The following is a 21,145-nucleotide window of genomic DNA, read 5'->3' as shown; positions in this document are numbered from 1 at the left end:
CAATCATGGAGCAAAACATGACATTAAACTTAAATAAAATTAAAGCAATAAAAATTGAAAGTTCCCGATTTATGATGCCTTATAAATTTGCCCTGGATGAAATAAATACAAAAATAAATATTTTAAAGGAAGAATTTACATATCTGCATGACTATAACCCTATCGAACATGTCACTTCTCGCGTAAAAAGCGTGGAAAGCATTGTGAAAAAAATTAGTCGAAAAGATTTAGATATTTCCCTTGATGCTATCAAAAATGAAATAAGGGATATTGCTGGAGTACGTATCACCTGTTCCTTTATCTCAGATATTTACCGAATTAAAGAGATGCTAATCAATCAAAAGGATATCAAACTTATTGAATGTAAGGATTATATTAAAGATCCTAAACCAAATGGATATCGTAGCTTACATTTACTGGTTGAAATCCCTATTTTCTTATCAGATCGAGAAGTATTAACACCTGTAGAAATTCAAGTTCGTACCATTGCAATGGATTTCTGGGCAAGCTTAGAACATAAGATTTTCTATAAATATAATAAAGATATCCCGCAAACATTAATTGATGAATTAAAAGAAGCAGCTGAATCCGCTGCAGAGCTAGACGTGAAGATGGAGCACCTTAATAGAGAGATTAAAAAATTTAAAGTTCAAGATAGTCCATTGGAAAACTCAATCACCGAACAAATACTACATCCTTTGCAATTATTAGAGCATGCAGTGAAATCAGAAGAATTTGATGAGTAATTAGGAATTTTATATAGCTGAATGATTTTGACTAAATTGATTCAGTAAACTTGCAATAATATACTATACGCTCTTTATATAGAAGATGTAATATTCAAGAAAGCACCTTAGGAAGGAGTTTTTCATCTTGGATATTACATCTTTTATCATTTACTGCTTTATTACGACATTTACTCCAGGACCTACGAATATTGTTATACTATCTACTGTACATAATTATGGGACAAAAAAAGCAGCAGAATATACATTTGGAGCAACTATCGCTTTTGGTTTATTACTTGGAATATCGGCTATGTTGAATTCAATATTAATAACAATCATGCCGAATATCTTAATTGGTATGCAAATAATTGGAACCATTTATATGTTATATCTCTCTTATCAAATCTATAAAATGGATTCAACAAAATCAAGAGACAACAAAACCGGTACTTTTACTACAGGTTTTCTTATGCAATTTTTAAATCCCAAAGTAGTTATCTTTACCTTAACAGTTATCCCTAGCTTTATTTTACCCTACTATACCGATACAACCATTATTACAATAGGAGTAATTGTTATAACTATCATTGGTTTTTTAGCATTTATTTCTTGGATTCTGTTTGGTGCAATTCTCAAAAACTTTCTACAAAAGCATTCAAAGATTGTTAACATCGTCATGGCTCTTAGTTTGGTTTATGCTACAATTATGATCTGGGTATAGAATAGCGAGGTGAGTAGAGTGGATAATTTTAACTATAAAAAAGTGGCAGACATTACAGCATTGTCAGCTAGTCTCACTAATTTCAAATATAAAAATCATTATCATAAAGAATATGCAATTGGTGTAACATTACGTGGTATTCAGCATTATCATTTAGATGGTCACCTGCAATTATCTTATCCAAATGGTGTGATGTTCTTTAATCCAGAGCAAGCACACGATGGAATGGCGCATGATGAAAATGGCCTTGACTACGTTATGCTCTATATAGATCCTCAATCTCTTTTAGATGTTACCGAGAAAAAGGAAATGATATATTTCCAAAAACCTATTGTATATAATCACATATTAAAAAGCAGTGTATTAAATCTTGCCCATGCAATACTAAGTGGAAAAGATGAGTCCTTATGTAGTACATTGTTGCTTTCCCTAACAGATAATCTTATTCAAACAAATGTTTCAGCAAATCTGCTAAAAGATAATACGCTCATAAAAAAAGCAAAAGAAATGCTACGTTCTGATCTAGGGAATGTCCTTAAACTCGATGAAATTAGTAAACAGCTTAATTTATCAAAATTTCAATTCATTAGAATGTTTAAAGCTCAAACTGGAATTACCCCTTACCAATACTCTCTTAACCATAGACTAGAACAAGCTAGACAATTAATGGAAAAAAGTAAAGATTTATATTCAGCAGTAGCTCATTATGGATTTGTTGATTTAACACACTTAAACAAACATTTCAAATGTGTATATGGAACAACTGCACATGAATACATTTCTTATTTAAATTAGCATCCTCAGTACCGAACTATACAGAAACAATGATATGGAATGTATTGATAAACTGGATGAAAAGTACGGTAATAATATCTACTAATCTTTCTATAATTAAAAACATTAGCTTAGAAAAGTGAAACTGACCAGGGATCATTTATGTCTATTTATATGAAAAAAAAGGGATTTGAGCATATATTCATACTCAAATCCCTTTGCTTTAATTTTTAAAGATAATGTAAGCTTTCTGCATAACATACGAAATATTTTATCGTAAATCTTTAACAATCTTACCGTCTTTTAATACAGTTACAATATTATCTTGATTCTCTATTACATGAATATCATCAAGTGGATCTCCATTTAAAATAACTACGTCTGCAAACTTCCCAGCTTCTAATGTACCAACTTGATCTTCCCAGCCCATACATTCTGCTGCTACTTTAGTGGTTGCAACAATTGATTCCATTGGTGTCATTCCACCCTCACACATTAAACCAAGCTCACGAAGATTAATTCCGTGTGTGAATACACCTGCATCTGTTCCCATAGCAATTTTTACTCCGGCTTTGTGAGCGCGTCTGAAGCTTTCCATATGATCATTTACTACTTCTTCCGCTTTTTTCACTGCATATTTAGGCAAGCTACGCTCTTCTGCTAGTTCTAATACACCAACAGGTGCTAATAATGTTGGAACTAAATATGTACCATGTTCTTTCATCATTTCAATTGTTTCATCATCTAAATAAATACCATGCTCAATAGAATGAATACCTGCTTTAATCGCATTTTGAATTCCTTCTGTTCCTTGAGCATGTGCCATTACCTTCTTATTGCGATGGAATCGTGCTTCTTCAACCATTACTTCTAATTCTTCCAAAGCGAACTGCGTATACTCTGGATGATCTGTTGGGCTCATTACCCCACCAGTAGAGTGAACTTTAATTAAATCTGCACCTGCACGTAACATTTCACGTGTTTTCTTTCTCACTTCTTCTTTCCCATCACAAAGTCCATTTGGCATTCCAGGATAGCCTTGTCTTGTTAAGTCCATTCCGGAAAGCATCCAAGAGTCTCCATGTCCACCAGTAATCGTTAATGCATTAATAGAAAGTTGCATACGAGGCCCTACAACAAGACCATTATTTACCGCTTGTTTTAAACCTAAATCTGCTCCACCAGCATCACGTATTGTTGTAATCCCAGCATCTAATGTTTTTCTCATATATTCAATAGTTTGATAGAATTTTAAAGAGAAAGGTGTGCTTGCTCTTTCCTCTAAGCTACCAAGTTCAAATGTAATATGTACATGTGCATCGATTAATCCAGGTAAAATTGTTCCGCCTTTTGCATCTATTGTCTCTACATTGGCACCAGCTGGAATTTGAATAGAATCTTTTGTTCCAACTTGTTCAATAATATTATCTTTAATTAATACAGCACCATTAGCTACTGGATCTCCACCATTTCCATCAATTAAGGTTCCATTTTCTACTAATACATAAGACATTCCCTATTACCTCCAATAATTTTTATCGTAGTTTCGCTTTATTAATAATATTGCAAAAATATAATCAAATTATAACATAAAGAAAAAAACATTTCGAGTAATGAAATGTTTTTTTCTTTCCATATTTTCTTAAAATAGCAGCCGAATTTGAATATATGTTTCTACCAAGAAATAAAAGGTGATAGCAAACTTCCAATTATATAACACACTATTTTCAAATGGATTTTTCTGATTCACTCCGCTGAGCAGGATCGTTGGTATAACGATCGGTGATAGCAAGATACTTAATGCACTTCCTAATGTCATCGCTAATACAATTAACTCTGGCTCATATGGTAGATAAATACTAAGCACAATGCCAGCGATAAGTACAGTTACAGAAAGTGGCCCAACTCCTAAAAATCCAAGCATAAGTACTATTAATGGCAATACCCATAGGAAATTAATCCCTAGCGCACTCTCTGACCATTGATAAACACCCTGCATAGCCGCTTCAGACAATCCAGAAGTATCCAAAGCTACGATTAAAATACCTGTAGCCAATAACAAGACCCATTGTGGTGCATTAGAAGTAATCCTTTTACTGAAATATTGTTTAATCTCCTGAAACAATGCCCTCATTCTTCGTTTCACAATAAAATAAGTTACCACCCAGACAATCACAACAAACGGAATCACAGCCAATAAGTCTAACGGCAGTAAAGCATTGGCAACAAAGGTTAGAATAATTAAAGAACTAAATAATACTGCAAATTCAATCGGATTTCTTAAACCATTTTGAACAGTTGAACGATTTTCCTCTGCCTTCGCAATCACTTCTCTTATTTCGCTAGACAAAGAGATTTTCTGTTTTTTCTCATAAAAATGCAAATGAACAATTCCAAGTAGTAGACCTGCTACACCCACCAATAACCCTTGGATAAAAGCATGAATCAAATCAGCTTGTAAAACAGCTACTGTATAAGCAAAGCTCGGCATACTAACAACCCACATAGAGGAAAATGAAAATCCACGTAATACTGCAGTTGATTTAAAAACTTCCCAAGTTGGTGAAACTTTCCCTTTAAAAAAGGTTGTTGCAATCTGATAAACAACAACAATCGAACCAAAAAGTAAGAAAAATGATATGATTTGCGTCATAAAAATAAGTAAACCATAAAAAGTTCGACTACTTTTCAGCTGACGCTTCATTAACAAAATCGTATCTTCTACATAGTTTTCCTGTTTCAATACCCAAGCTACAAATGGAATTACAAATAACATAGGGAGTAATGAACGCATTTTACTTGCCCCTACCCAAAAGACCTCTGAAAAACTAGCACTTGGATGTGCCAAACCAATAACTATTGCCACAATTAAAAGAATAAGTGGCAATAGTATAGCTCGGTGATTTAAGATTAAAATTCCAAAAAATAATGTTAAAAGACCAAAAAATGAAATCAGCGAAAGAAAAATGGCTTCTGAAAAAAATAATTCTAAGAAATGAAATAAAACAAATAATGTTGTAGAAATCGCAAAGCCTAATCGTCCTATTTGTTTAAACATAGCAGAACCTTCATCTCCATAACTAGCTTTTCTTCTATTCTACACGAAACTTATGATGGAATCCTATCTTCTTATTCTTTACGCTTTGGTATTCTATATGGTGCAATAATTAAAGCAAATACAAGGAATAGCCCTAGGAATCCAATAATTGGATAGAATAAACTAACTAAATCAGTAAATCCTACAAAACTCAGCGCAAAGCCAGCAGCTAATGTAACAACAATCATAATATTTGCCTTCTTCGTATTCATTTTTACAAAACGTGCTACAAAAGCATAAAACATCCCTACACCAGTGTTAAAAATCATTCCGAATAACACAACTGCCATAACTAATGATAAATTCGGTGAGATATCATTTACAATTTTTAACATTGGCATGTCATAACCAATGGTTTGATCAATTTTTGAAAAAATAGCTAAATGGCTTAATACGATTAAAATACCTAAGCTTAAACCTCCAAATAAACCTCCGAATTTGGCAATTCTTTCATTTTTCTCTGCTCCACCCATTACTAAAGCCATCGCAGCACCTACCGCAATATTAAAAGACACATAATTGATTGCCGAAATAAACCAATGTGATAAAGCAGATTTTTGTTGAACTGCAATTTCATTCAATTCATCTAATGGTTTATCAAATGTGAAAATACAATAAATACTAATTAACACAACTGCTGCGATTAACGCAGGTGTGATTCCTCCAATGATAGCGATTACTTTTTCTACGTTCAGCATGACCGTTAGTAAAATAAGAATAGTCAAAAGAAGACTTCCTAAAAATGGAGTAAGGCCAAACTCCTGATTTAAAGTCGCTCCAGCACCAGCAACCATAACAACGCCTACACCAAATAACGTGAAAATAATAATTGCATCTACAATATATCCTAAATAACGTCCACTAATTTTATAAATGACTTCTTTATGCGAAGTTGTTTGCAGACGACTTCCAAGCATCACTAGATTCATACCAAGGTATGCAAATAATGTAGTAGAAACGATTGCTCCAACTGTACCTATGTAACCAAAGCTTGTAAAATACTGTAAAATCTCTTGCCCAGATGCAAAGCCGGCACCAACAATAATTCCGATAAATGCACTAGCAATTTTTAATACTTTCCACATACCGTAACCCCCAAATCCATTACAAAATGAAGATAAGACAGTTTAGCAATCCTACTATAATACAGGACTACTCTAAATGACTTATTCTTCCCTTAAAATATACTATTTTTTAAAAAATCACATAAAATACATTATACTACATTAATAATCATTATTCCTTAATAATAAATAAAATCCTCGACTAGCTATTACACTAATCGAGGATTTCTTTAAACTATATGGATTTTTCTTAATTACTTGGAACCATGTCCGTAACCGCATCACCTGCAAGAAGGAATAAAATACCTACAAGGAAAATCGCAATGACTGTTCCCCATGCTAAGCCTTTAGAGAAGTTAGCAACCTTGTGCAGTCCAATAGCAGACAAAATTAAATTCCAAATAGAAAATAATTCAATACTATTATAAATAACATTATTCTGATTCAAAATATAACCTAAGCTTGTTGGCGATACATCTGCTGTCCCATCAATTAACATGTAAATGAAGCCATTTACAATTAACCCAATTGCAGTAATTAATAGAATAAATGTATTCATCGAAAATAATTGTTTAAAGCTGACACTTGATTGGGCAATTTTTGCAACTAGAAAATAAATAACTGTAGAAATTAGTGTAGTTAATAATGGCATAATAACGCCACCAATGGTCGCACCAATTTTAGTAAATGCATCAATTAATGCCGCCATCTCCTGGTCGATTTCCACATCTTGTAATTCCGGTATAACAACATTAGAAGCTGATAACCAAGTACCAATGATAGTTAAGACGATGATGATTAGCATTGGCATCAATATAATTGGTTGCTGTTTAATTCGTATAAATTGCTCTGTTGGATTTGTTAACATACCTAGTAACGAAGGTTTTGGAACATTTTTCTCTTCTTCCAAGCTCACTACACCTCTTTCTATTTTATCTGAAACAATAATGTCTTGATCTTACTTAAAATATGAGTTACATACTAGTGAAATTAGATAATTTCCTAGATAACCTCAAATTATAAGCAATTCATATCCTCCAATAAATATACCTAATTAATAGTCAAACATATCTCATTTAATAGTTCAACAATATACTTATTTTCTCCTGCCTTTCTATCCTACCTTTTCTATTAAGAAAAGCGCAGAGCGATCTTACGGGCTAAAAACATGACGTCCTATCACAACACCTGCTACTAGCACATTCTCAACATTTTTTGCGTTCTAGATAATACTAGCTCTGCATAAGCATTAATTTGCGCAATTTTTAATACTTCCTTACTCTACTAAAAAAAATGCCAGTCTTCCGTTTCAATTGGAAAACTGGCATTCTATTATTTCTTTTCAACGTTCCAGAAAAACACTCCATGTAAGAAACCGATATTTTCAATGTTTGCTCTTGAAGAGGTAACAGTTGTTTTATTACCAAATTTAATAATTGGTACATAATCATAATATGCTTCTTGAAGCTTTTCATAAGATGCTTTCGCTTCCTCATCAGAAGTCGCTGCATTAATTTCATTAATTAATTGATCTAACTCTGGACTATCTGTCCACCCAGCCCATTGCGTTAAAGAGCTTAAGAAAACATAATTTGTTGGAACTGGTTCTGTTGGGAATCCTGTTATAAAGATATCATATGCCGATTCATCATCGCGCTTTTGTAAGACTGTTGCCCAATCTGATAATTCTAATGTTACATTAAGTCCAGCTGCCTCTAACTGACGCTGAACAACAACCGCATTATCATAATGATCTTGATAATCTCTCGAAGAAATAATTTTTACTTCTTCCCCATTATAGCCAATTTCATCAAATAATTGCTTCGCTTTTTCTGGATCATCTTGATTATAATTTTCTTTTCCTGCATCCGTATACCATTGTTTCATATCTGTAATCATTAAGCTTGGCTCTAAATCATAGAACGCTTCACTGCTGAATGCTGCTTGAGAAATCTCGTCCATATTAAGAGCTGCTAACGCAGCTTGTCTTGCTTTTTGATCTGAAAAGAGACCTGCTTTTTTATTGAAGACAACTGCATTAAAACCATTATGATCAATACGATTTTCTATATTATCATCTGCCTCTAACTGTGCCACATTATCAAATGGTACTGCCACTGAAATATCATATTCTCCAGATGTAATTCCTGCAACTCTTGTAGATGAATCCGTAACAAAATGGAATTTAATTTCATCTACTTTAGCTTCTTTTCTTCCTGCTAAACCACTTGGCTCTCCATCTATTGCTTGATAATCTTCAAACTTACTCATTGCGATATATTGATCCTGCTTCCATTCATCAAACTTAAATGGGCCTGTACCAATAAATTCTTTTAAGCCATCTTCTTCTGCTTCATCAATTGTACGTTTTGGGACGATAATTGCGGAACGTCCAGGCTCTGCTAAAATTTGCAGTGCTGTATACATTCTTTCTTCTAATTCAATAATTAATGTATGCTCATCTTCTGCCTTGAATTCAGCTTGGCTAAAGAAAGATTTCCCTAATGTAGATATATCTCTCCATCTCTCCAATGAAGCAATAACATCTTCTATTGTTAAATCACTACCATCATGGAAGGTTAAACCTTCTCTTAATTTAAGTGTGATTGTTTTACCATCTTCACTTACTTCATAATTTTCTGCTAACATTGGAGCTACTTCATAGTTTTCATCCACTGTTAGAAGTGTTTCAAAAACATGTCTAGATACATCTCGAGTAACGGTAGATGTTGTTACAATAGGGTCCATTGCTGGTGGTTGCGCATTTAATGCTACATCTAATGTCACCTTTTCTGTTGAATCTCCCTTATTTTCTGTACCTCCATTTTTTTCACTTGCACAACCAATTAATGCTACTGAAAAAATTGCTAAAAATAATATTAGTCCTAGTCTTCGCACCGCTGATTATCTCCCCTTTTTGTAAAAATAATTTAAAATATAAAATAGACTATCCCAAGTCAATTGTCAATTTTTTACCTGAAATCTAATTTTATCAAGTTCTTTTGTATTAAAAAAATAAGAAGTAAAGTATAATATAGCAATAAGAAAGCATAAGGAAGTGCTAACGTAAATATGTCAGAAGAAAATATTACTCGAATACATTTAAATGGAAAAGAATATATACTCATTGGTACAGCACATGTCTCTAAGCATAGTGCAGAGCAAGTAAAAGAAGTAATTGAAATGGAAAAGCCTGACGCTGTATGTATCGAATTAGACGAACAACGATATCAGTCTATTATGGATGGAAATCGCTGGAGAGAAATGGACATCTTTAAAGTCATTAAAGAAAAAAAGGCGACTTTACTTTTAATGAACCTAGCCATTTCTTCCTTCCAAAAACGAATGGCCAGTCAATTTGGAATCAAACCTGGTCAAGAAATGATTCAAGGAATTGAATCAGCAAAGGAAATTGGTTCAGAGCTTGTATTAGCAGATCGTGATATTCAGATCACTTTTTCTCGGATTTGGCGAGGCATTGGTATGAAAGGAAAAGCTGGATTACTTGCATCTGTTATGGGAAGTATTTTCAGTAAAGAAACAATCTCAGAAGAAGAATTAGAGAAGATGAAGTCACAGGATATGATTAATTCTATGCTTCAAGAATTCACAGAGAGCTTTCCAAGCTTAAAGCGACCACTTATTGATGAACGTGATCAATATTTAGCACAGAAAATTAAAGATGCTCCAGGAAAAAAAATTGTCGCAGTATTAGGCGCAGCACATGTTCCTGGAATAACAAATGAAATTCAAAAAGAACATAACTTAGAAAAATTGGTAGAGAAACCTCCAAAATCTAAATGGCCAAAAATAATTGGCTGGTCGATACCCGCTATCATTATAGCGATTATTGCATATACATTTTTCTCCAATCCTGAAGTTGGCTTACAGCAAACACTAAGCTGGGTTATCTGGAATGGATCATTAGCAGCAATTGGTACAGCTATTGCACTTGGACATCCGCTTGCCATTATTACTGCTTTTCTTGCCGCACCATTCACATCATTGAATCCATTTCTTGCTGCTGGATGGTTTGCTGGAGGAGTTCAAGCTTATATGCGCAAGCCTAATGTCGCAGACTTTGAAGCTTTAGCTGATGATGTTCACAGTGCAAAAGGATTTTGGAATAATAAAGTAACCCGTATCTTACTTGTTGTTGTATTAGCCAATATCGGAAGCTCCATTGGTACATTCGTTGGTGGTGCTGATGTTATCCGCTTATTCTTTAAAAACTTTTAATAGCTTCTTAAAACAACCAATCCCACGCCTCTCTCTGCGTGGGATTTTTACTTACTTTAGCGTCGATAATAATAAGGGGGATAGCCATAGTAAGGTGGTCTGTACGGTGGATAGCCTCCATAATATGGATATCCCCCATAATACGGATAACCCCAAGGCGGGCCGTCAACCAATGCCCCAACAACTAGACCACCTAATAAACCTGTTGCAAATGGACCAATTCCACCATATAATCGTTCGTTATGATACGGTTGATGCATTGCTTCTGGCTGATCTATTCTATCAAAGACCTGGTGGTAATATTCCACTTCTTCTGGTAACGTCTTCTCATTTGAATCCATCTTCACTCACGCTCCCACATTCAAATTCACCTTCTCTATAGACATATGTCACGAGGTATTGATTCGTATAGACAACAGCCTATTAATCTTTAGTATAAAGAATTTAAGGAGGTCATCCATGATGTCCTAGTGTCAAAGTTGGTCACATGAGGTAATATGAAAGAACAACTAAGGCCACCTACTCCTTTCAAACTTGGATAGCCTTAGTTTTCTTTAAATATAGATGCTAATTAAACTAATAATGGTAATAGCCAAGGGATGATTAAGGAGGTGAAAACTCCAGTTAAACCTATAGCTACTCCAGAAGTTGCCCCTTCTATTTCCCCTTCTACCATTGCTTGCGCAGTTCCTATTCCATGTGAAATTGTTCCAAAACTTAATCCACGAGCAACAGGATCTGTAATTCGAGCCCAGTTTAATAAAACCGAGCCAAACATTGCTCCAAACATACCTGTAAGAACAACCATAATGGCAACAAAAGATGCATCAGCTCCAATAACAACTGCTACTTCACTAGCAATTGGAACAGTGATTGTCTTAATACTTAAGGCAGTTACCATTTCCTCAGATAACCCTATCCATGTAGCCATATATACAGTTGCTACAATTGTTGCTGTCGTTCCAATTATCATGCCTAATATTACTGGCATAAAATTACGCATAATAACATGCCTTTGTCGGTATAGTGGAATCGCTAATGCTACAGTTGCCGGACCTAATAAATAAGTCATTATATCCTTCGCTAATGTATACTCTTCATATGAAATCCCCATCACGAGCAAAATGATAATAATGGAAGTCGTCGCAAAAAAGATTGGTGTCATTAATAGAATTGGATATTTCTTATGAGCTTTCAATGCTAATAAATACATACCTATCGTAGCGATAATACTAAATATTGTGATCACGAATACCACGTTCTTTTGCCACCTTCCTTCTACTTGCTAATAGCTGTGATACAGCACCTGTCAATATAATCCCAAATGCTGCACTTCCAAATAACACAAAGGCTAAAGGAATTCCATAGTTAAGAAATATTGGACCTAATGTCATAATGCCAACTGTTATCGGTAAAAAGAAAAATACTAAATGCTTTAATAAAAAAGATGATGCCTCATTAATCCACTCTAATTTAATGACACCAGTTAGCAATAAAATAAATAACAAGATCATGCCAATTACATTTCCTGGAATCGGTATATCTAACCAAGCAGCAAGCTTCATACCTATTTCATTTAATAACCAAAGAATAAATAATTGCCCTAAAAAAATTAGTGCATATTTTAATTTCATTCAAACACATCCATTCTCTACTCCATCAATTAGTAACATACTATGATACTTCTAACTTAGCAATAGCTAAACAGTTGAAAAGTTTCATAGCTATTTGTATAGTATAATGAACGGAAAATTTAGATGAACGCATGTTCATGATAAAAATAACTTCTAATATTAAGCAAAGATAGAGGGGGATATATTATGGAGTCATTACGACTATTTAAGTATTCACGTACTTCTACCTTTATTGTATTAAATAAAATTGATAAAGCTTTATGGGATGAACAGCCTGAAGGGTACATGAATACAGTACGCTGGAATGCAGGGCATGTATATATAACGGCAGAGGATTTTCTACATGATGCTGATTGTAATTATACAATTACTCATCCTGAATGGACAAAGCTATTTATCGACGGAACCAGTCCATCAGACTGGAACCTCAACGAAGTCCCAACTCCTGAAGAAATATTAATCGCATTAAAGGAACAAGAAGAAAGAATTAGTGATTATTTTCAAGATAAGTTAAAGAACCATGCTTCCATTAAACGCAATATTAATGGCATGCTGTTAGAAACAGTTGATGCTTCCTTACAATTTGTTACTTGGCATGAAGGAATTCATCTCGGCTTCATGAATGGTTTAAACAAGCTATTTCAATCTGATCAATACGAGAAGCTCTCTAATTAATTAGAGAGCTTCTTCGTCTATTTAATATACTTTTGGTTTTGCTTCTTGCAATAGGTTCAAGTCTTCTACTGCTTTGGCAAACTGTAAAACTGTTTTTTCCGCAAAGGCAGCTCCTGTAATTTGCATTCCTACTGGAAGCCCCTCATGTATACCACACGGAATACTAAGCGATGGGAGCCCTACCAAATTTCCTGGTCTAGAAAAACGACTTACATTATCATAAACTTTTATTTCCCTACCATTATGCATTTTCTTATCTTGTCCAATCACTGTTGCTGGGAATGGATGGGTAGGTGAAATAAGTACATCTACTTTTTCAAATACATTATTAAATTCCTTTTTCATCTGCGCACGAATTTGTTGCGCCTGTAAATAATCCACTGCAGAGATTAAATGCCCTAACTCGAAGCCTTGTCTAACATCTTCAGCAAAATCAGCAGGGCGTTCAATCAAATGCTGATGATGTACTGCTGCTGATTCTGCTGTAATAGTCATTCGCTGCGCCCAAATTGTGTTTTCCAGAGAAGGAATCTTCACTTGCTCTATCTTTGCACCTAACTGCTCCAGCTTCTGAATTCCTGTGCGCACAATCTTTTCTACTTCAGGATCCACATCATCGAAAAAGTATTCCTCACTTATTCCAATTACAAGCCCTTGAATATCTCCTGTTAAATTAGAAGTATAATCATCCACAGGATAATTGCTGGATGCACTATCACGCGAGTCATATCCCGCCAATAGCTGAAGTAATATTGCTGTGTCTGTTACTGTTTTAGTCATTGGTCCAATATGATCTAATGACCAAGCTAATGGAAAACAACCATGCTTACTTACTCTTCCATATGTAGGCTTGAGCCCAACAATTCCACATACAGATGCCGGTCCTCTAATCGATCCACCTGTGTCTGTCCCAAGTGATGCAATCGTCATGTTAGCAGCAACTGCAGCCGCTGACCCTCCACTTGAACCACCTGGAATGCGCTCTGGATCCCATGGATTCCTACACGCTCCATAATGTGCATTATTCGTTGTATTTCCGCTCGCATATTCATGCATGTTTAATGCCCCAGTAAAAATAGCGCCAGCTTGTTTTAGTTTTTCCACTACAGTAGCATCATAATTAGCAATATGGTCTCCATGAATTTTCGAACCAAATGTTACTCGTTTATTTTTCATATGAAAAATATCTTTTAAAGCTAATGGAATTCCATGTAAGGGCCCATGATAAATCCCCTTCATAATTTCTGCTTCTTTTAATCGTGCCGCATCCAATGCTTCTTCTTTATAAATATCAATATAGGCATTAATCAATGGATTTTTCTTTTCTACTTCTTGTAAAACAGCTGTTGTTACTTCCACAGGGGAGATTTCCTTAGTTTTAATTAATGGTGCTAATTGTTCAATGGTTTGATGTGCGAGTGTTTCAGTCATTGTCATCACTCCCCTTTGGAGTATAATGTAAAATAATATTCGCTTCTTTTAATCCTTGAAAATCACCTTTATGTTCATATACTTCTTTCCAACGTACTGCTAATTCCTTATAGGTTTCATCATCTCTTTTTATTCCTTGCATTTCTAAATATGCTTTTACCCATTCTTCCATCATCAAGCTCCTCTCTCGTACATAAACTCATTATAACAATAATCAAACTTATCAGATAGATGATTTTTTGATAGTTCGCAATTGTTGAAGCAACTATTGGAATTCAGTATAATTACACTATTAACTTCAACGATTGTGCTTATATTGTATGGGTTTATAGCACTTAAAAACAAAAGAATATTGAGGGGGATTATAATGACTGTACGCATTTCTATGTTTGAGGCTTATTTGATCGAAACTATTCGTTCTAAGGGCATGGATAGCCAACAACTGCTGGATTTAGTAAAACAATCAGATTATGAGCAATTAAATCAGTTTGACGATACATTTGATTATCAAATTTTAACTGACGCATATAAAGACCATCCAGAAATAATTGAAAAAGCTATTACTGAAGAATATAAAGTAAAATTTGTAACACAGCCTGGTATTAAGAGGTTTCTAGGATTAAAATTTGACTTTGAAGAAGGTAAAGATTTTCAAATGATTGATGATAAATTTACTAACATTCATTTCACGGCAGAACAGCTATCACAATTTACTACATTGCTTTCTGCTAACTGGAAGATCAGTAAAAAAGAAGAAACAGAGGATGGAAAACAAATCGTTGATATTCGCTTATCTGTCCATCAATAATCCATTCATAAAGCCCCCTTATATTTGCCAATAGCAATACAAGGGGGCTTCCGTAAAATTAGAAAAATAAATTCAATATGTAATAACTTATTCCCGCCAATGTCGCAGAAATTGGAAGTGTAATTACCCATGTAATTAACATTCTTTGGGCTGTTCCCCACTTCACTCCTCTTAAACGATGTGACGCCCCCACTCCAAGAATAGAAGATGAGATAACATGAGTTGTACTAACTGGAAGATGAATAAAAGTTGCTCCAAAGATTACTGCAGCACCTGTTAAATCAGCTGCGACCCCGCTCACTGGGCGGATTTTCATAATCTTTCCACCAATTGTTTTAATAATTCTCCATCCTCCCATAGCTGTACCAAGTCCCATGGCTAACGCACAAACAAATTGAACCCAAAATTGAATATCATCTGTTTGTTGATAATTATTTACAATAAGTGCCATCGTAATAATTCCCATTGCTTTTTGTGCATCATTAGTTCCATGAGAATAAGATTGTAATGCTGCTGTGGCAATTTGAACAGTACGAAAACGTTTATTTGTTTTTGATAAATTACTATTTTTAAAAACCAATTTTAATATTCCATAAACCGTAAATCCAATGGCAAATGCTAATAATGGAGATATTAATAATGCTTTAATAATATTTAGAAAGCCACTATAATTTAGTGAATGAATTCCAGCAGCAGCAATAGCTGCTCCTGCAATTGATCCTATCAAAGCGTGAGAGGAACTGCTTGGAATACCAAAATACCAAGTAATTAAATTCCACGCAATGGCTGCAATCAGTGCTGCAACAATTACAAGAGATCCATTTTCTAATTCAAATGGATTAACGATATCTTTTGTTATCGTTTTTGCTACACCAGTAAAGGTCATTGCACCTACAAAGTTCATCGTAGCTGCTAAAATAATAGCGTGTCTTGGCTTAAGTGCTTTTGTCGAAACCGAAGTTGCTATAGCATTTGCTGTATCATGAAACCCATTAATAAAATCAAAAGCTACCGCTAAAAGTACGATAATAACGGTAATTAAAAGTATTGTATCCATTAGACAATTTGCTCCTTAAGCATTTTTCATAATAATGGCTTCGAATGTATTAGCCACATTTTGACAATAATCAGCAACTTCTTCAAACTCTTCGTAAATTTCCTTATATTGGATAATACGAATTGGATCCTTCTCTACTTGGAAAAGATGTTTAATTGACTTCCTTAAAATCGCATCACATTTTGATTCATAATCTTTTATCTTGATAGCATGTTCACGAATTGCTGGTAATTTCTTTTTAGCTATTAATTTTACTGCTTTTTCTGTTTCTTCTACTGCTCCTTGAATCATATCGACAAATTCCAACATGAATTCATCAGCTGTAGAAATATTATACATTTCAAATAGGGCTGCCGTCTGCTCTAAACCATCCAACACATCATCCATATGCATTGCTAAAGCTAGAATATCCTCACGCTCAATCGGCGTAATAAAAACATTGTTTAAATCCTGAATCACTTGATGTACTAAAGTATCACCTTTTAATTCAAATTTTTTCATTTCTTCAGAAAAATATTTTAAATCGTCAATATTCGTCAGTTTATAATCCGCAAAAAAATTAGTACCTTCTGTTAAATTCGCTGAAATAGTACTTAAATGGACTGAAAACTTATCCTCTTTTTTAAAAATCATTCATTTTCCCACCTTAACAAAATACTGGATTCCAAGTAATCATACTCCAACTTCTTGCATTAGTATAGATTTTTCATAAATTATTTACATTTTTTTCACAAATACGTTGTTGACAAATTAATACAAAATATTTAAAAAAAGTTATTTGTTCTAGATTTATGAAAAATAAAAAGTAGAAGCCAGGATTTTTTCCTAGCTTCTACTTCTTAATATATTTTTATTCTTCTACCCAAACATTCCAATAGATAGGACGATGTTGTTTATTCTGTTCTTCATAACCTTTTACATTACTACGAACAGATACAATCGCATCATAATCTCCTATTCGCACCGCTGGCATGAAATCCCAGTACCATTCTTGGAGTATCTCATAATCTTCATAGGCCGCTTCTAAATTTGGTTTTCCACGGAAAGTTCTTAAAATTTCATCTAATTCTTCACTATCTGTAAATCCAGCATAGTCTCTCGTAAAGTATCGGACTGCAGATGGTTCTGGATTAGGTGTCAATCCCATTACATAAATATCGTATTGGTCCTCTTCATAAATCTTTGTCAATACTGTTGGTCAGTCATATACTTGGAGGTCAACATTCATTCCAATACGCTCTAACTGATCCTGAATTACTACAGATGCATTATAATGCTCTTCATATTCACGATCTGTGATAATTACAATTTCTTCTCCATCATAATTTGTCTGTTCTAATAACTCTTTTGCTAAATCTTCATCTGCAATATTATATTTATCCTTACCAACATCACTATCCCAAAGCTCTAACTGATGATACATCATATTATTATGGTTTAATTTATAGTATTCTGAATCTGTGAATGCACCTTGTAGAATAGCTTCCATATCCAGTGCTGCGGATACTGCCTGGCGAGCATTCTTATCTGTAAATAGCCCTTGTTTCTTATTAAAATTAGCTACTAAGTATGCATCTGGATATACATAATTTGTAATATTTTCATCTTCCGCTAAGCGAGCAGCATTATCACGATTTACTTCATGAGCAATATCATATTCACCAGATTGTAGACCTGAAGCCTGTGTATTGGAATCTGGTGTGAAGACAAAGATTAAATCATCTACTAAAGCTTTCTTCTCCCCAACGGTTAGACTTGGCTCTCCTGATAGAGCCTGATAATCATCAAACTTTTTCAAATGAACATGCTGATCTTGCTTCCATTCATGAAACATAAATGGTCCTGTTCCAATATGCTCTGTAACCCCTGTATCATCTGAATTATCCGCAATTTCCTTTGGCATAATTGCCGGATGCCCTGCTGATGGGTAAGCAAGTGTATTCAGCGCTGTAGATCTTGGTTCAGGCAATGTCATGATGACAGTGTAATCTCCATCTGCTTCAAAGGTTACATCTGAAAACATTGATTTCCCATGTGTACTTACACGTTTATAACGTTCCATGGACGCGACAACATCTTCAGAAGTCATCTCTTCCCCATTATGGAATTTAACCCCTTGACGTAGATGGAATGTAACTGTTAATCCATCATCACTTTGTTCATAGGACTCTGCTAGCATCGGTTGAATAGCGAATGTATTATCTACTCCAATTAATGTTTCGTACACATGCCACATAATATCTGTTGTTGCAATGGCACCACTCACTTGCATATCAAGTGTTTGTGGCTGGGCAGGATAAGCTACCTTCAATTCTCCACCGGTATTTACTGGCTCTTCTGCCGCTTCTTCGCCTTCATCCCCTGTTGTGTTTTCTTCTCCATCTGTTGTCTTTGAATTACAGGCTGCTAGTACAACAAGTAATAATAGTAAAATAAATAATGGTAACTTCTTCATTATACTTCTCATCACTTCATCTCCATCTCTTTTATTGATGATTCGGTGATTGTTGTCCTCGCTTGATGTATTCATTAAATGACCCTGTCATTCTAATGGGAATGACTAGAGAATTCTCTCACCTTTTCTAGGAACTTTTGGTTTCATTTCATTTTGTTCGATCACTGCTCTTTCTGATAAACTACTTCTCCATCAGCCATCGTAAGAATTACTTTTGCATCTTTTATCTCTTGTTCATTTATGGCAAATAAGTTTTGATCTAACACAATAATATCTGCTAAGTACCCTTCAACAAGTTTCCCAATTTCATGTTCTCGGAATGCGGTAAATGCGGAACCACTGGTATATGCTTGAAGTGCTTCAGCTACAGTCACTTTTTCTTTTTCATTCCAAACATTCTCTCCTGTGATATCCATTCGGGTAACAGCATGATAAATTTCCTTGATTGGATTCAGACCTGCAATTGGATAATCTGTTCCAAAAGCTAGTTTCATTGTCGATCCTGTCAATGTCTTACTAGGATAAATATTTCCATGCTTTTCTTCACGAACTCTTGTTGTATGACTTTCAACCGGCATCAACGCAATATGAGAAGGTTGGACAGAAGGAACGACCCCTAGTGATTCAAATCTAGGTATATCAGAAGATTCAATGACTTCAATATGCTCTAAAGTATGTCTTGAATCACGAAAACCATTTTGCTTCTGTGCTGCTTCAAATACATCCAACCCTAAACGGACTGCGCCATCACCAATCGCATGAAACCGAATTTGAAAGTCTTCCTTATCCGCTTCAAGTACCCAATCACGGATCGTATCAATTGGAAACATGGTTTCTCCAATCGAATCAGGTTTATCTGTATAAGGCTCTACCATATAAGCGGTATGCCCTGTTACAACACCGTCAATAAACTGTTTTAATCCAGTGACCTGTAATTTTGAAGAACGGAACTGTTCTCTTAAACGCTTCACATTCTCTATATCCCCATTCATTGGAGGATATAAATGGATACGACAAGTTAATCGTTCATCTTTATCATAGGCATCAAATAATGTATAGCTTTGTTTATAATCCATTCCTGCACCATAAACATCACTTACTGAGGTAACCCCCAATTTTGCCGCATGATTTAAGAAAGCATCAAATAATTCTTCTAATTTCTCTCTTGGAAAATCAAGTGCATAATCTGTCACTAAGCGTGATGCTTTTTCAATTAAAATACCTGTCGGTTCGCCATGCTGATCTTTTTCAATCAACCCTGCTGGTGGATTTTCCGTATCCTTATTTACATTGGCAATTTCTAACGCTTTACTATTGACCCAAGTATAATGACCTTCAGAATGGAAGCATAAAACAGGTCGATCCTTAATAGATTCATCAATCAGAAAACGATTAGGAAATACCTTCTTGTCCCAATTTAAATGCTCCCAGCCATAACCAATAATCCATTCATCTTCTTTTCTGCTATCAGCAAACCTCTTTAACATTTGTACAGCTTCTTCTGCTGTTGTTGCTTGTGAAAGGTTTACACTTCCATGAGTCATCAAACTCCCAAACATCAGATGGATATGTGCATCATGAAAGCCTGCCATAATTAGCTGATTATCATAATCATAGTTTTGCGTTTGTGGGCCATTGTATTTTCCTATTTTTTCTTTTGAACCAACTGCTAAAATTTTATTTCCTTTAACAGCAACTGCTCCTGGCTTCACATGATCATTCAAGCCAGTAAACACTGCATTACTAGAAAGGATACTATCCGCAAACACCATAGACGATAACTCCTATCTTAAATTATATTCGATAATTATTATTCATTACTGCGATAATCGGGATTATGCCATTCCATTAATGTGGCATATTTCAATGACTCTAAATCCTTTGGTAAGTAATTCTCCATAATTGCTCGAAGCTTAAAGCCATTACGTAATTGGAAAGTGAATACAGGATCATAAATTTCACCTTGAATTACTTGTTGACAATACTCCTCTACAGATAAACGATCTGCGTATTTATGGAAATTTGGGATTCTTCCTCCAAATAAAATACTTTCCAAGTTAAACTTTCGGCAGATAGCTTGACGTCCCTCATATAATTTACGGCCAATTCCTAATGAACGCCGATTCGGATCCACAACAACTTCCGTGCCATACAAATTTCTCCCATTTGGATTATGGTTACGTATGAATCCTTTATCAGCTATCTCATCAAAAGAATGCTCATCTCCATATTCATCAAAATTAACAATAACGCTATTACAGGAGCCAACAACTTCGCCTTGGTATTCTACACATAATTGCCCTTCAGGAAATACTTCCAATTGACTTTCAAAATGCTTCCGCTTAAAGGGTATCTCTGGATCACCAAAACTCACTGTAGAAATCGCTACAATCTTTTCTATATCTTCATCTTTAATTTTTCTTATAATTAAATCATCTAGCTTATTAGTTTCCATTCCTATT

Annotated in this window: 22 protein-coding genes; 6 read left to right on the top strand and 16 right to left on the bottom strand. The window is 34.6% G+C overall.

Translation table 11 applies throughout. The features are described from left to right. Nucleotides 1–5 precede the first annotated feature (5 nt). The 3 genes from AB4Y30_RS03325 (at nucleotide 6) to AB4Y30_RS03315 (ending at nucleotide 2,244) form a co-directional block, all read left to right on the top strand. Nucleotides 6–746 (top strand): GTP pyrophosphokinase family protein, encoded by a 741-nt coding sequence (locus AB4Y30_RS03325; protein WP_368654085.1) that lies wholly within the window; start codon nucleotides 6–8, stop codon nucleotides 744–746. A gap of 127 nt (nucleotides 747–873) precedes the next feature. Beyond that, complete coding sequence (locus tag AB4Y30_RS03320) at nucleotides 874–1,449, top strand: LysE family translocator (protein ID WP_368654084.1); 576 nt, start codon at nucleotides 874–876, stop codon at nucleotides 1,447–1,449. Between the two features lie 18 nt (nucleotides 1,450–1,467). Further along, nucleotides 1,468–2,244, top strand: a complete 777-nt coding sequence (locus AB4Y30_RS03315) for an AraC family transcriptional regulator (RefSeq protein WP_368654083.1) — start codon at nucleotides 1,468–1,470, stop codon at nucleotides 2,242–2,244. A 250-nt stretch (nucleotides 2,245–2,494) separates the two neighbouring features. Here AB4Y30_RS03315 and AB4Y30_RS03310 read toward each other — a convergent pair whose 3' ends face one another. The 5 genes from AB4Y30_RS03310 to AB4Y30_RS03290 all read right to left on the bottom strand — a co-directional run bounded on the left by AB4Y30_RS03310 (nucleotide 2,495) and on the right by AB4Y30_RS03290 (nucleotide 9,282). Then, nucleotides 2,495–3,736, bottom strand: a complete 1,242-nt coding sequence (locus AB4Y30_RS03310; RefSeq protein WP_368654082.1) for an amidohydrolase family protein — start codon at nucleotides 3,734–3,736, stop codon at nucleotides 2,495–2,497. 129 nt (nucleotides 3,737–3,865) lie between these two features. Continuing rightward, complete coding sequence (locus AB4Y30_RS03305; RefSeq protein ID WP_368654081.1) at nucleotides 3,866–5,281, bottom strand: hypothetical protein; 1,416 nt, start codon at nucleotides 5,279–5,281, stop codon at nucleotides 3,866–3,868. Between the two features lie 71 nt (nucleotides 5,282–5,352). Next, nucleotides 5,353–6,405: a hypothetical protein gene (locus AB4Y30_RS03300; protein ID WP_368654080.1), complete on the bottom strand. Its 1,053-nt coding sequence runs from the start codon at nucleotides 6,403–6,405 to the stop codon at nucleotides 5,353–5,355. 229 nt (nucleotides 6,406–6,634) lie between these two features. Further along, complete coding sequence (locus tag AB4Y30_RS03295) at nucleotides 6,635–7,294, bottom strand: Yip1 family protein (protein ID WP_368654079.1); 660 nt, start codon at nucleotides 7,292–7,294, stop codon at nucleotides 6,635–6,637. Nucleotides 7,295–7,716: 422 nt separating this feature from the next. Continuing rightward, entirely contained in the window at nucleotides 7,717–9,282 is a 1,566-nt protein-coding gene (locus AB4Y30_RS03290) for an ABC transporter substrate-binding protein (RefSeq protein WP_368654078.1), read from the bottom strand. Nucleotides 9,283–9,456: 174 nt separating this feature from the next. Here AB4Y30_RS03290 and AB4Y30_RS03285 point away from each other — a divergent pair, with 174 nt between their 5' ends. Further along, a complete protein-coding gene (locus AB4Y30_RS03285) occupies nucleotides 9,457–10,623 on the top strand; it encodes a TraB/GumN family protein (protein ID WP_368654077.1) in 1,167 nt (388 codons plus the stop codon). Nucleotides 10,624–10,679: 56 nt separating this feature from the next. Here the strand turns inward: AB4Y30_RS03285 and AB4Y30_RS03280 are convergent, their stop codons facing one another. The 3 genes from AB4Y30_RS03280 to AB4Y30_RS03270 all read right to left on the bottom strand — a co-directional run bounded on the left by AB4Y30_RS03280 (nucleotide 10,680) and on the right by AB4Y30_RS03270 (nucleotide 12,257). Further along, nucleotides 10,680–10,964, bottom strand: a complete 285-nt coding sequence (locus AB4Y30_RS03280) for a hypothetical protein (RefSeq protein ID WP_368654076.1) — start codon at nucleotides 10,962–10,964, stop codon at nucleotides 10,680–10,682. A gap of 230 nt (nucleotides 10,965–11,194) precedes the next feature. Further along, nucleotides 11,195–11,881, bottom strand: a complete 687-nt coding sequence (locus AB4Y30_RS03275; protein WP_368654075.1) for an LrgB family protein — start codon at nucleotides 11,879–11,881, stop codon at nucleotides 11,195–11,197. After that, nucleotides 11,856–12,257, bottom strand: a complete 402-nt coding sequence (locus tag AB4Y30_RS03270; RefSeq protein WP_368654074.1) for a CidA/LrgA family protein — start codon at nucleotides 12,255–12,257, stop codon at nucleotides 11,856–11,858. The genes AB4Y30_RS03275 and AB4Y30_RS03270 overlap by 26 nt, the downstream gene beginning before the upstream one ends. A 186-nt stretch (nucleotides 12,258–12,443) precedes the next feature. Between AB4Y30_RS03270 and AB4Y30_RS03265 the strand changes: the two genes are divergently transcribed. Next, nucleotides 12,444–12,932, top strand: a complete 489-nt coding sequence (locus AB4Y30_RS03265; RefSeq protein WP_368654073.1) for a DinB family protein — start codon at nucleotides 12,444–12,446, stop codon at nucleotides 12,930–12,932. 21 nt (nucleotides 12,933–12,953) lie between these two features. On the opposite strand, the gene AB4Y30_RS03260 is transcribed toward AB4Y30_RS03265, so the two are convergent. Further along, a complete protein-coding gene (locus tag AB4Y30_RS03260; RefSeq protein ID WP_368654072.1) occupies nucleotides 12,954–14,363 on the bottom strand; it encodes an amidase in 1,410 nt (469 codons plus the stop codon). After that, nucleotides 14,356–14,535 (bottom strand): hypothetical protein, encoded by a 180-nt coding sequence (locus tag AB4Y30_RS03255; RefSeq protein ID WP_368654071.1) that lies wholly within the window; start codon nucleotides 14,533–14,535, stop codon nucleotides 14,356–14,358. Before AB4Y30_RS03255 ends, AB4Y30_RS03260 begins: the two co-directional genes overlap by 8 nt. A gap of 195 nt (nucleotides 14,536–14,730) precedes the next feature. Here AB4Y30_RS03255 and AB4Y30_RS03250 point away from each other — a divergent pair, with 195 nt between their 5' ends. Beyond that, entirely contained in the window at nucleotides 14,731–15,171 is a 441-nt protein-coding gene (locus AB4Y30_RS03250; RefSeq protein WP_368654070.1) for a hypothetical protein, read from the top strand. Between the two features lie 58 nt (nucleotides 15,172–15,229). On the opposite strand, the gene AB4Y30_RS03245 is transcribed toward AB4Y30_RS03250, so the two are convergent. The 6 genes from AB4Y30_RS03245 to AB4Y30_RS03220 all read right to left on the bottom strand — a co-directional run bounded on the left by AB4Y30_RS03245 (nucleotide 15,230) and on the right by AB4Y30_RS03220 (nucleotide 21,138). Then, nucleotides 15,230–16,228 carry an anion permease gene (locus AB4Y30_RS03245; RefSeq protein ID WP_368654069.1) on the bottom strand — a complete coding sequence of 333 codons (999 nt, stop codon included), beginning with the start codon at nucleotides 16,226–16,228 and terminating at the stop codon, nucleotides 15,230–15,232. A 15-nt stretch (nucleotides 16,229–16,243) separates the two neighbouring features. Next, entirely contained in the window at nucleotides 16,244–16,861 is a 618-nt protein-coding gene (locus AB4Y30_RS03240; RefSeq protein ID WP_368654068.1) for a DUF47 domain-containing protein, read from the bottom strand. A gap of 217 nt (nucleotides 16,862–17,078) precedes the next feature. Next, nucleotides 17,079–17,417, bottom strand: a complete 339-nt coding sequence (locus AB4Y30_RS03235) for a hypothetical protein (RefSeq protein ID WP_368654067.1) — start codon at nucleotides 17,415–17,417, stop codon at nucleotides 17,079–17,081. A 9-nt stretch (nucleotides 17,418–17,426) separates the two neighbouring features. Continuing rightward, nucleotides 17,427–18,695 carry an ABC transporter substrate-binding protein gene (locus AB4Y30_RS03230; RefSeq protein ID WP_368654066.1) on the bottom strand — a complete coding sequence of 423 codons (1,269 nt, stop codon included), beginning with the start codon at nucleotides 18,693–18,695 and terminating at the stop codon, nucleotides 17,427–17,429. A gap of 149 nt (nucleotides 18,696–18,844) precedes the next feature. After that, complete coding sequence (locus AB4Y30_RS03225) at nucleotides 18,845–20,455, bottom strand: amidohydrolase (RefSeq protein WP_368654065.1); 1,611 nt, start codon at nucleotides 20,453–20,455, stop codon at nucleotides 18,845–18,847. Between the two features lie 38 nt (nucleotides 20,456–20,493). Then, nucleotides 20,494–21,138 (bottom strand): GNAT family N-acetyltransferase, encoded by a 645-nt coding sequence (locus AB4Y30_RS03220; protein ID WP_368654064.1) that lies wholly within the window; start codon nucleotides 21,136–21,138, stop codon nucleotides 20,494–20,496. Nucleotides 21,139–21,145 lie beyond the last annotated feature (7 nt).

The sequence above is a fragment of the Ornithinibacillus sp. 4-3 genome, assembly GCF_040958695.1.
Taxonomy (GTDB): domain Bacteria; phylum Bacillota; class Bacilli; order Bacillales; family Amphibacillaceae; genus CALAMD01.
The sequence above is the reverse complement of the archived record's forward strand: the minus strand, read 5'-3'. Positions and strand labels throughout refer to the sequence as shown.

What these genes read in the sequence shown, in the direction of transcription:
- AB4Y30_RS03325 (WP_368654085.1), top strand. Translation starts at nt 6, where the DNA reads ATGGAGCAAAACATGACATTAAACTTAAATAAAATTAAAGCAATAAAA.
- AB4Y30_RS03310 (WP_368654082.1), bottom strand. Translation starts at nt 3,736, where the DNA reads ATGTCTTATGTATTAGTAGAAAATGGAACCTTAATTGATGGAAATGGT.
- AB4Y30_RS03305 (WP_368654081.1), bottom strand. Translation starts at nt 5,281, where the DNA reads ATGTTTAAACAAATAGGACGATTAGGCTTTGCGATTTCTACAACATTA.
- AB4Y30_RS03300 (WP_368654080.1), bottom strand. Translation starts at nt 6,405, where the DNA reads ATGTGGAAAGTATTAAAAATTGCTAGTGCATTTATCGGAATTATTGTT.
- AB4Y30_RS03285 (WP_368654077.1), top strand. Translation starts at nt 9,457, where the DNA reads ATGTCAGAAGAAAATATTACTCGAATACATTTAAATGGAAAAGAATAT.
- AB4Y30_RS03280 (WP_368654076.1), bottom strand. Translation starts at nt 10,964, where the DNA reads ATGGATTCAAATGAGAAGACGTTACCAGAAGAAGTGGAATATTACCAC.
- AB4Y30_RS03270 (WP_368654074.1), bottom strand. Translation starts at nt 12,257, where the DNA reads ATGAAATTAAAATATGCACTAATTTTTTTAGGGCAATTATTTATTCTT.
- AB4Y30_RS03265 (WP_368654073.1), top strand. Translation starts at nt 12,444, where the DNA reads ATGGAGTCATTACGACTATTTAAGTATTCACGTACTTCTACCTTTATT.
- AB4Y30_RS03260 (WP_368654072.1), bottom strand. Translation starts at nt 14,363, where the DNA reads ATGACTGAAACACTCGCACATCAAACCATTGAACAATTAGCACCATTA.
- AB4Y30_RS03255 (WP_368654071.1), bottom strand. Translation starts at nt 14,535, where the DNA reads ATGGAAGAATGGGTAAAAGCATATTTAGAAATGCAAGGAATAAAAAGA.
- AB4Y30_RS03250 (WP_368654070.1), top strand. Translation starts at nt 14,731, where the DNA reads ATGACTGTACGCATTTCTATGTTTGAGGCTTATTTGATCGAAACTATT.
- AB4Y30_RS03245 (WP_368654069.1), bottom strand. Translation starts at nt 16,228, where the DNA reads ATGGATACAATACTTTTAATTACCGTTATTATCGTACTTTTAGCGGTA.
- AB4Y30_RS03240 (WP_368654068.1), bottom strand. Translation starts at nt 16,861, where the DNA reads ATGATTTTTAAAAAAGAGGATAAGTTTTCAGTCCATTTAAGTACTATT.
- AB4Y30_RS03230 (WP_368654066.1), bottom strand. Translation starts at nt 18,695, where the DNA reads ATGAGAAGTATAATGAAGAAGTTACCATTATTTATTTTACTATTATTA.
- AB4Y30_RS03225 (WP_368654065.1), bottom strand. Translation starts at nt 20,455, where the DNA reads ATGGTGTTTGCGGATAGTATCCTTTCTAGTAATGCAGTGTTTACTGGC.
- AB4Y30_RS03220 (WP_368654064.1), bottom strand. Translation starts at nt 21,138, where the DNA reads ATGGAAACTAATAAGCTAGATGATTTAATTATAAGAAAAATTAAAGAT.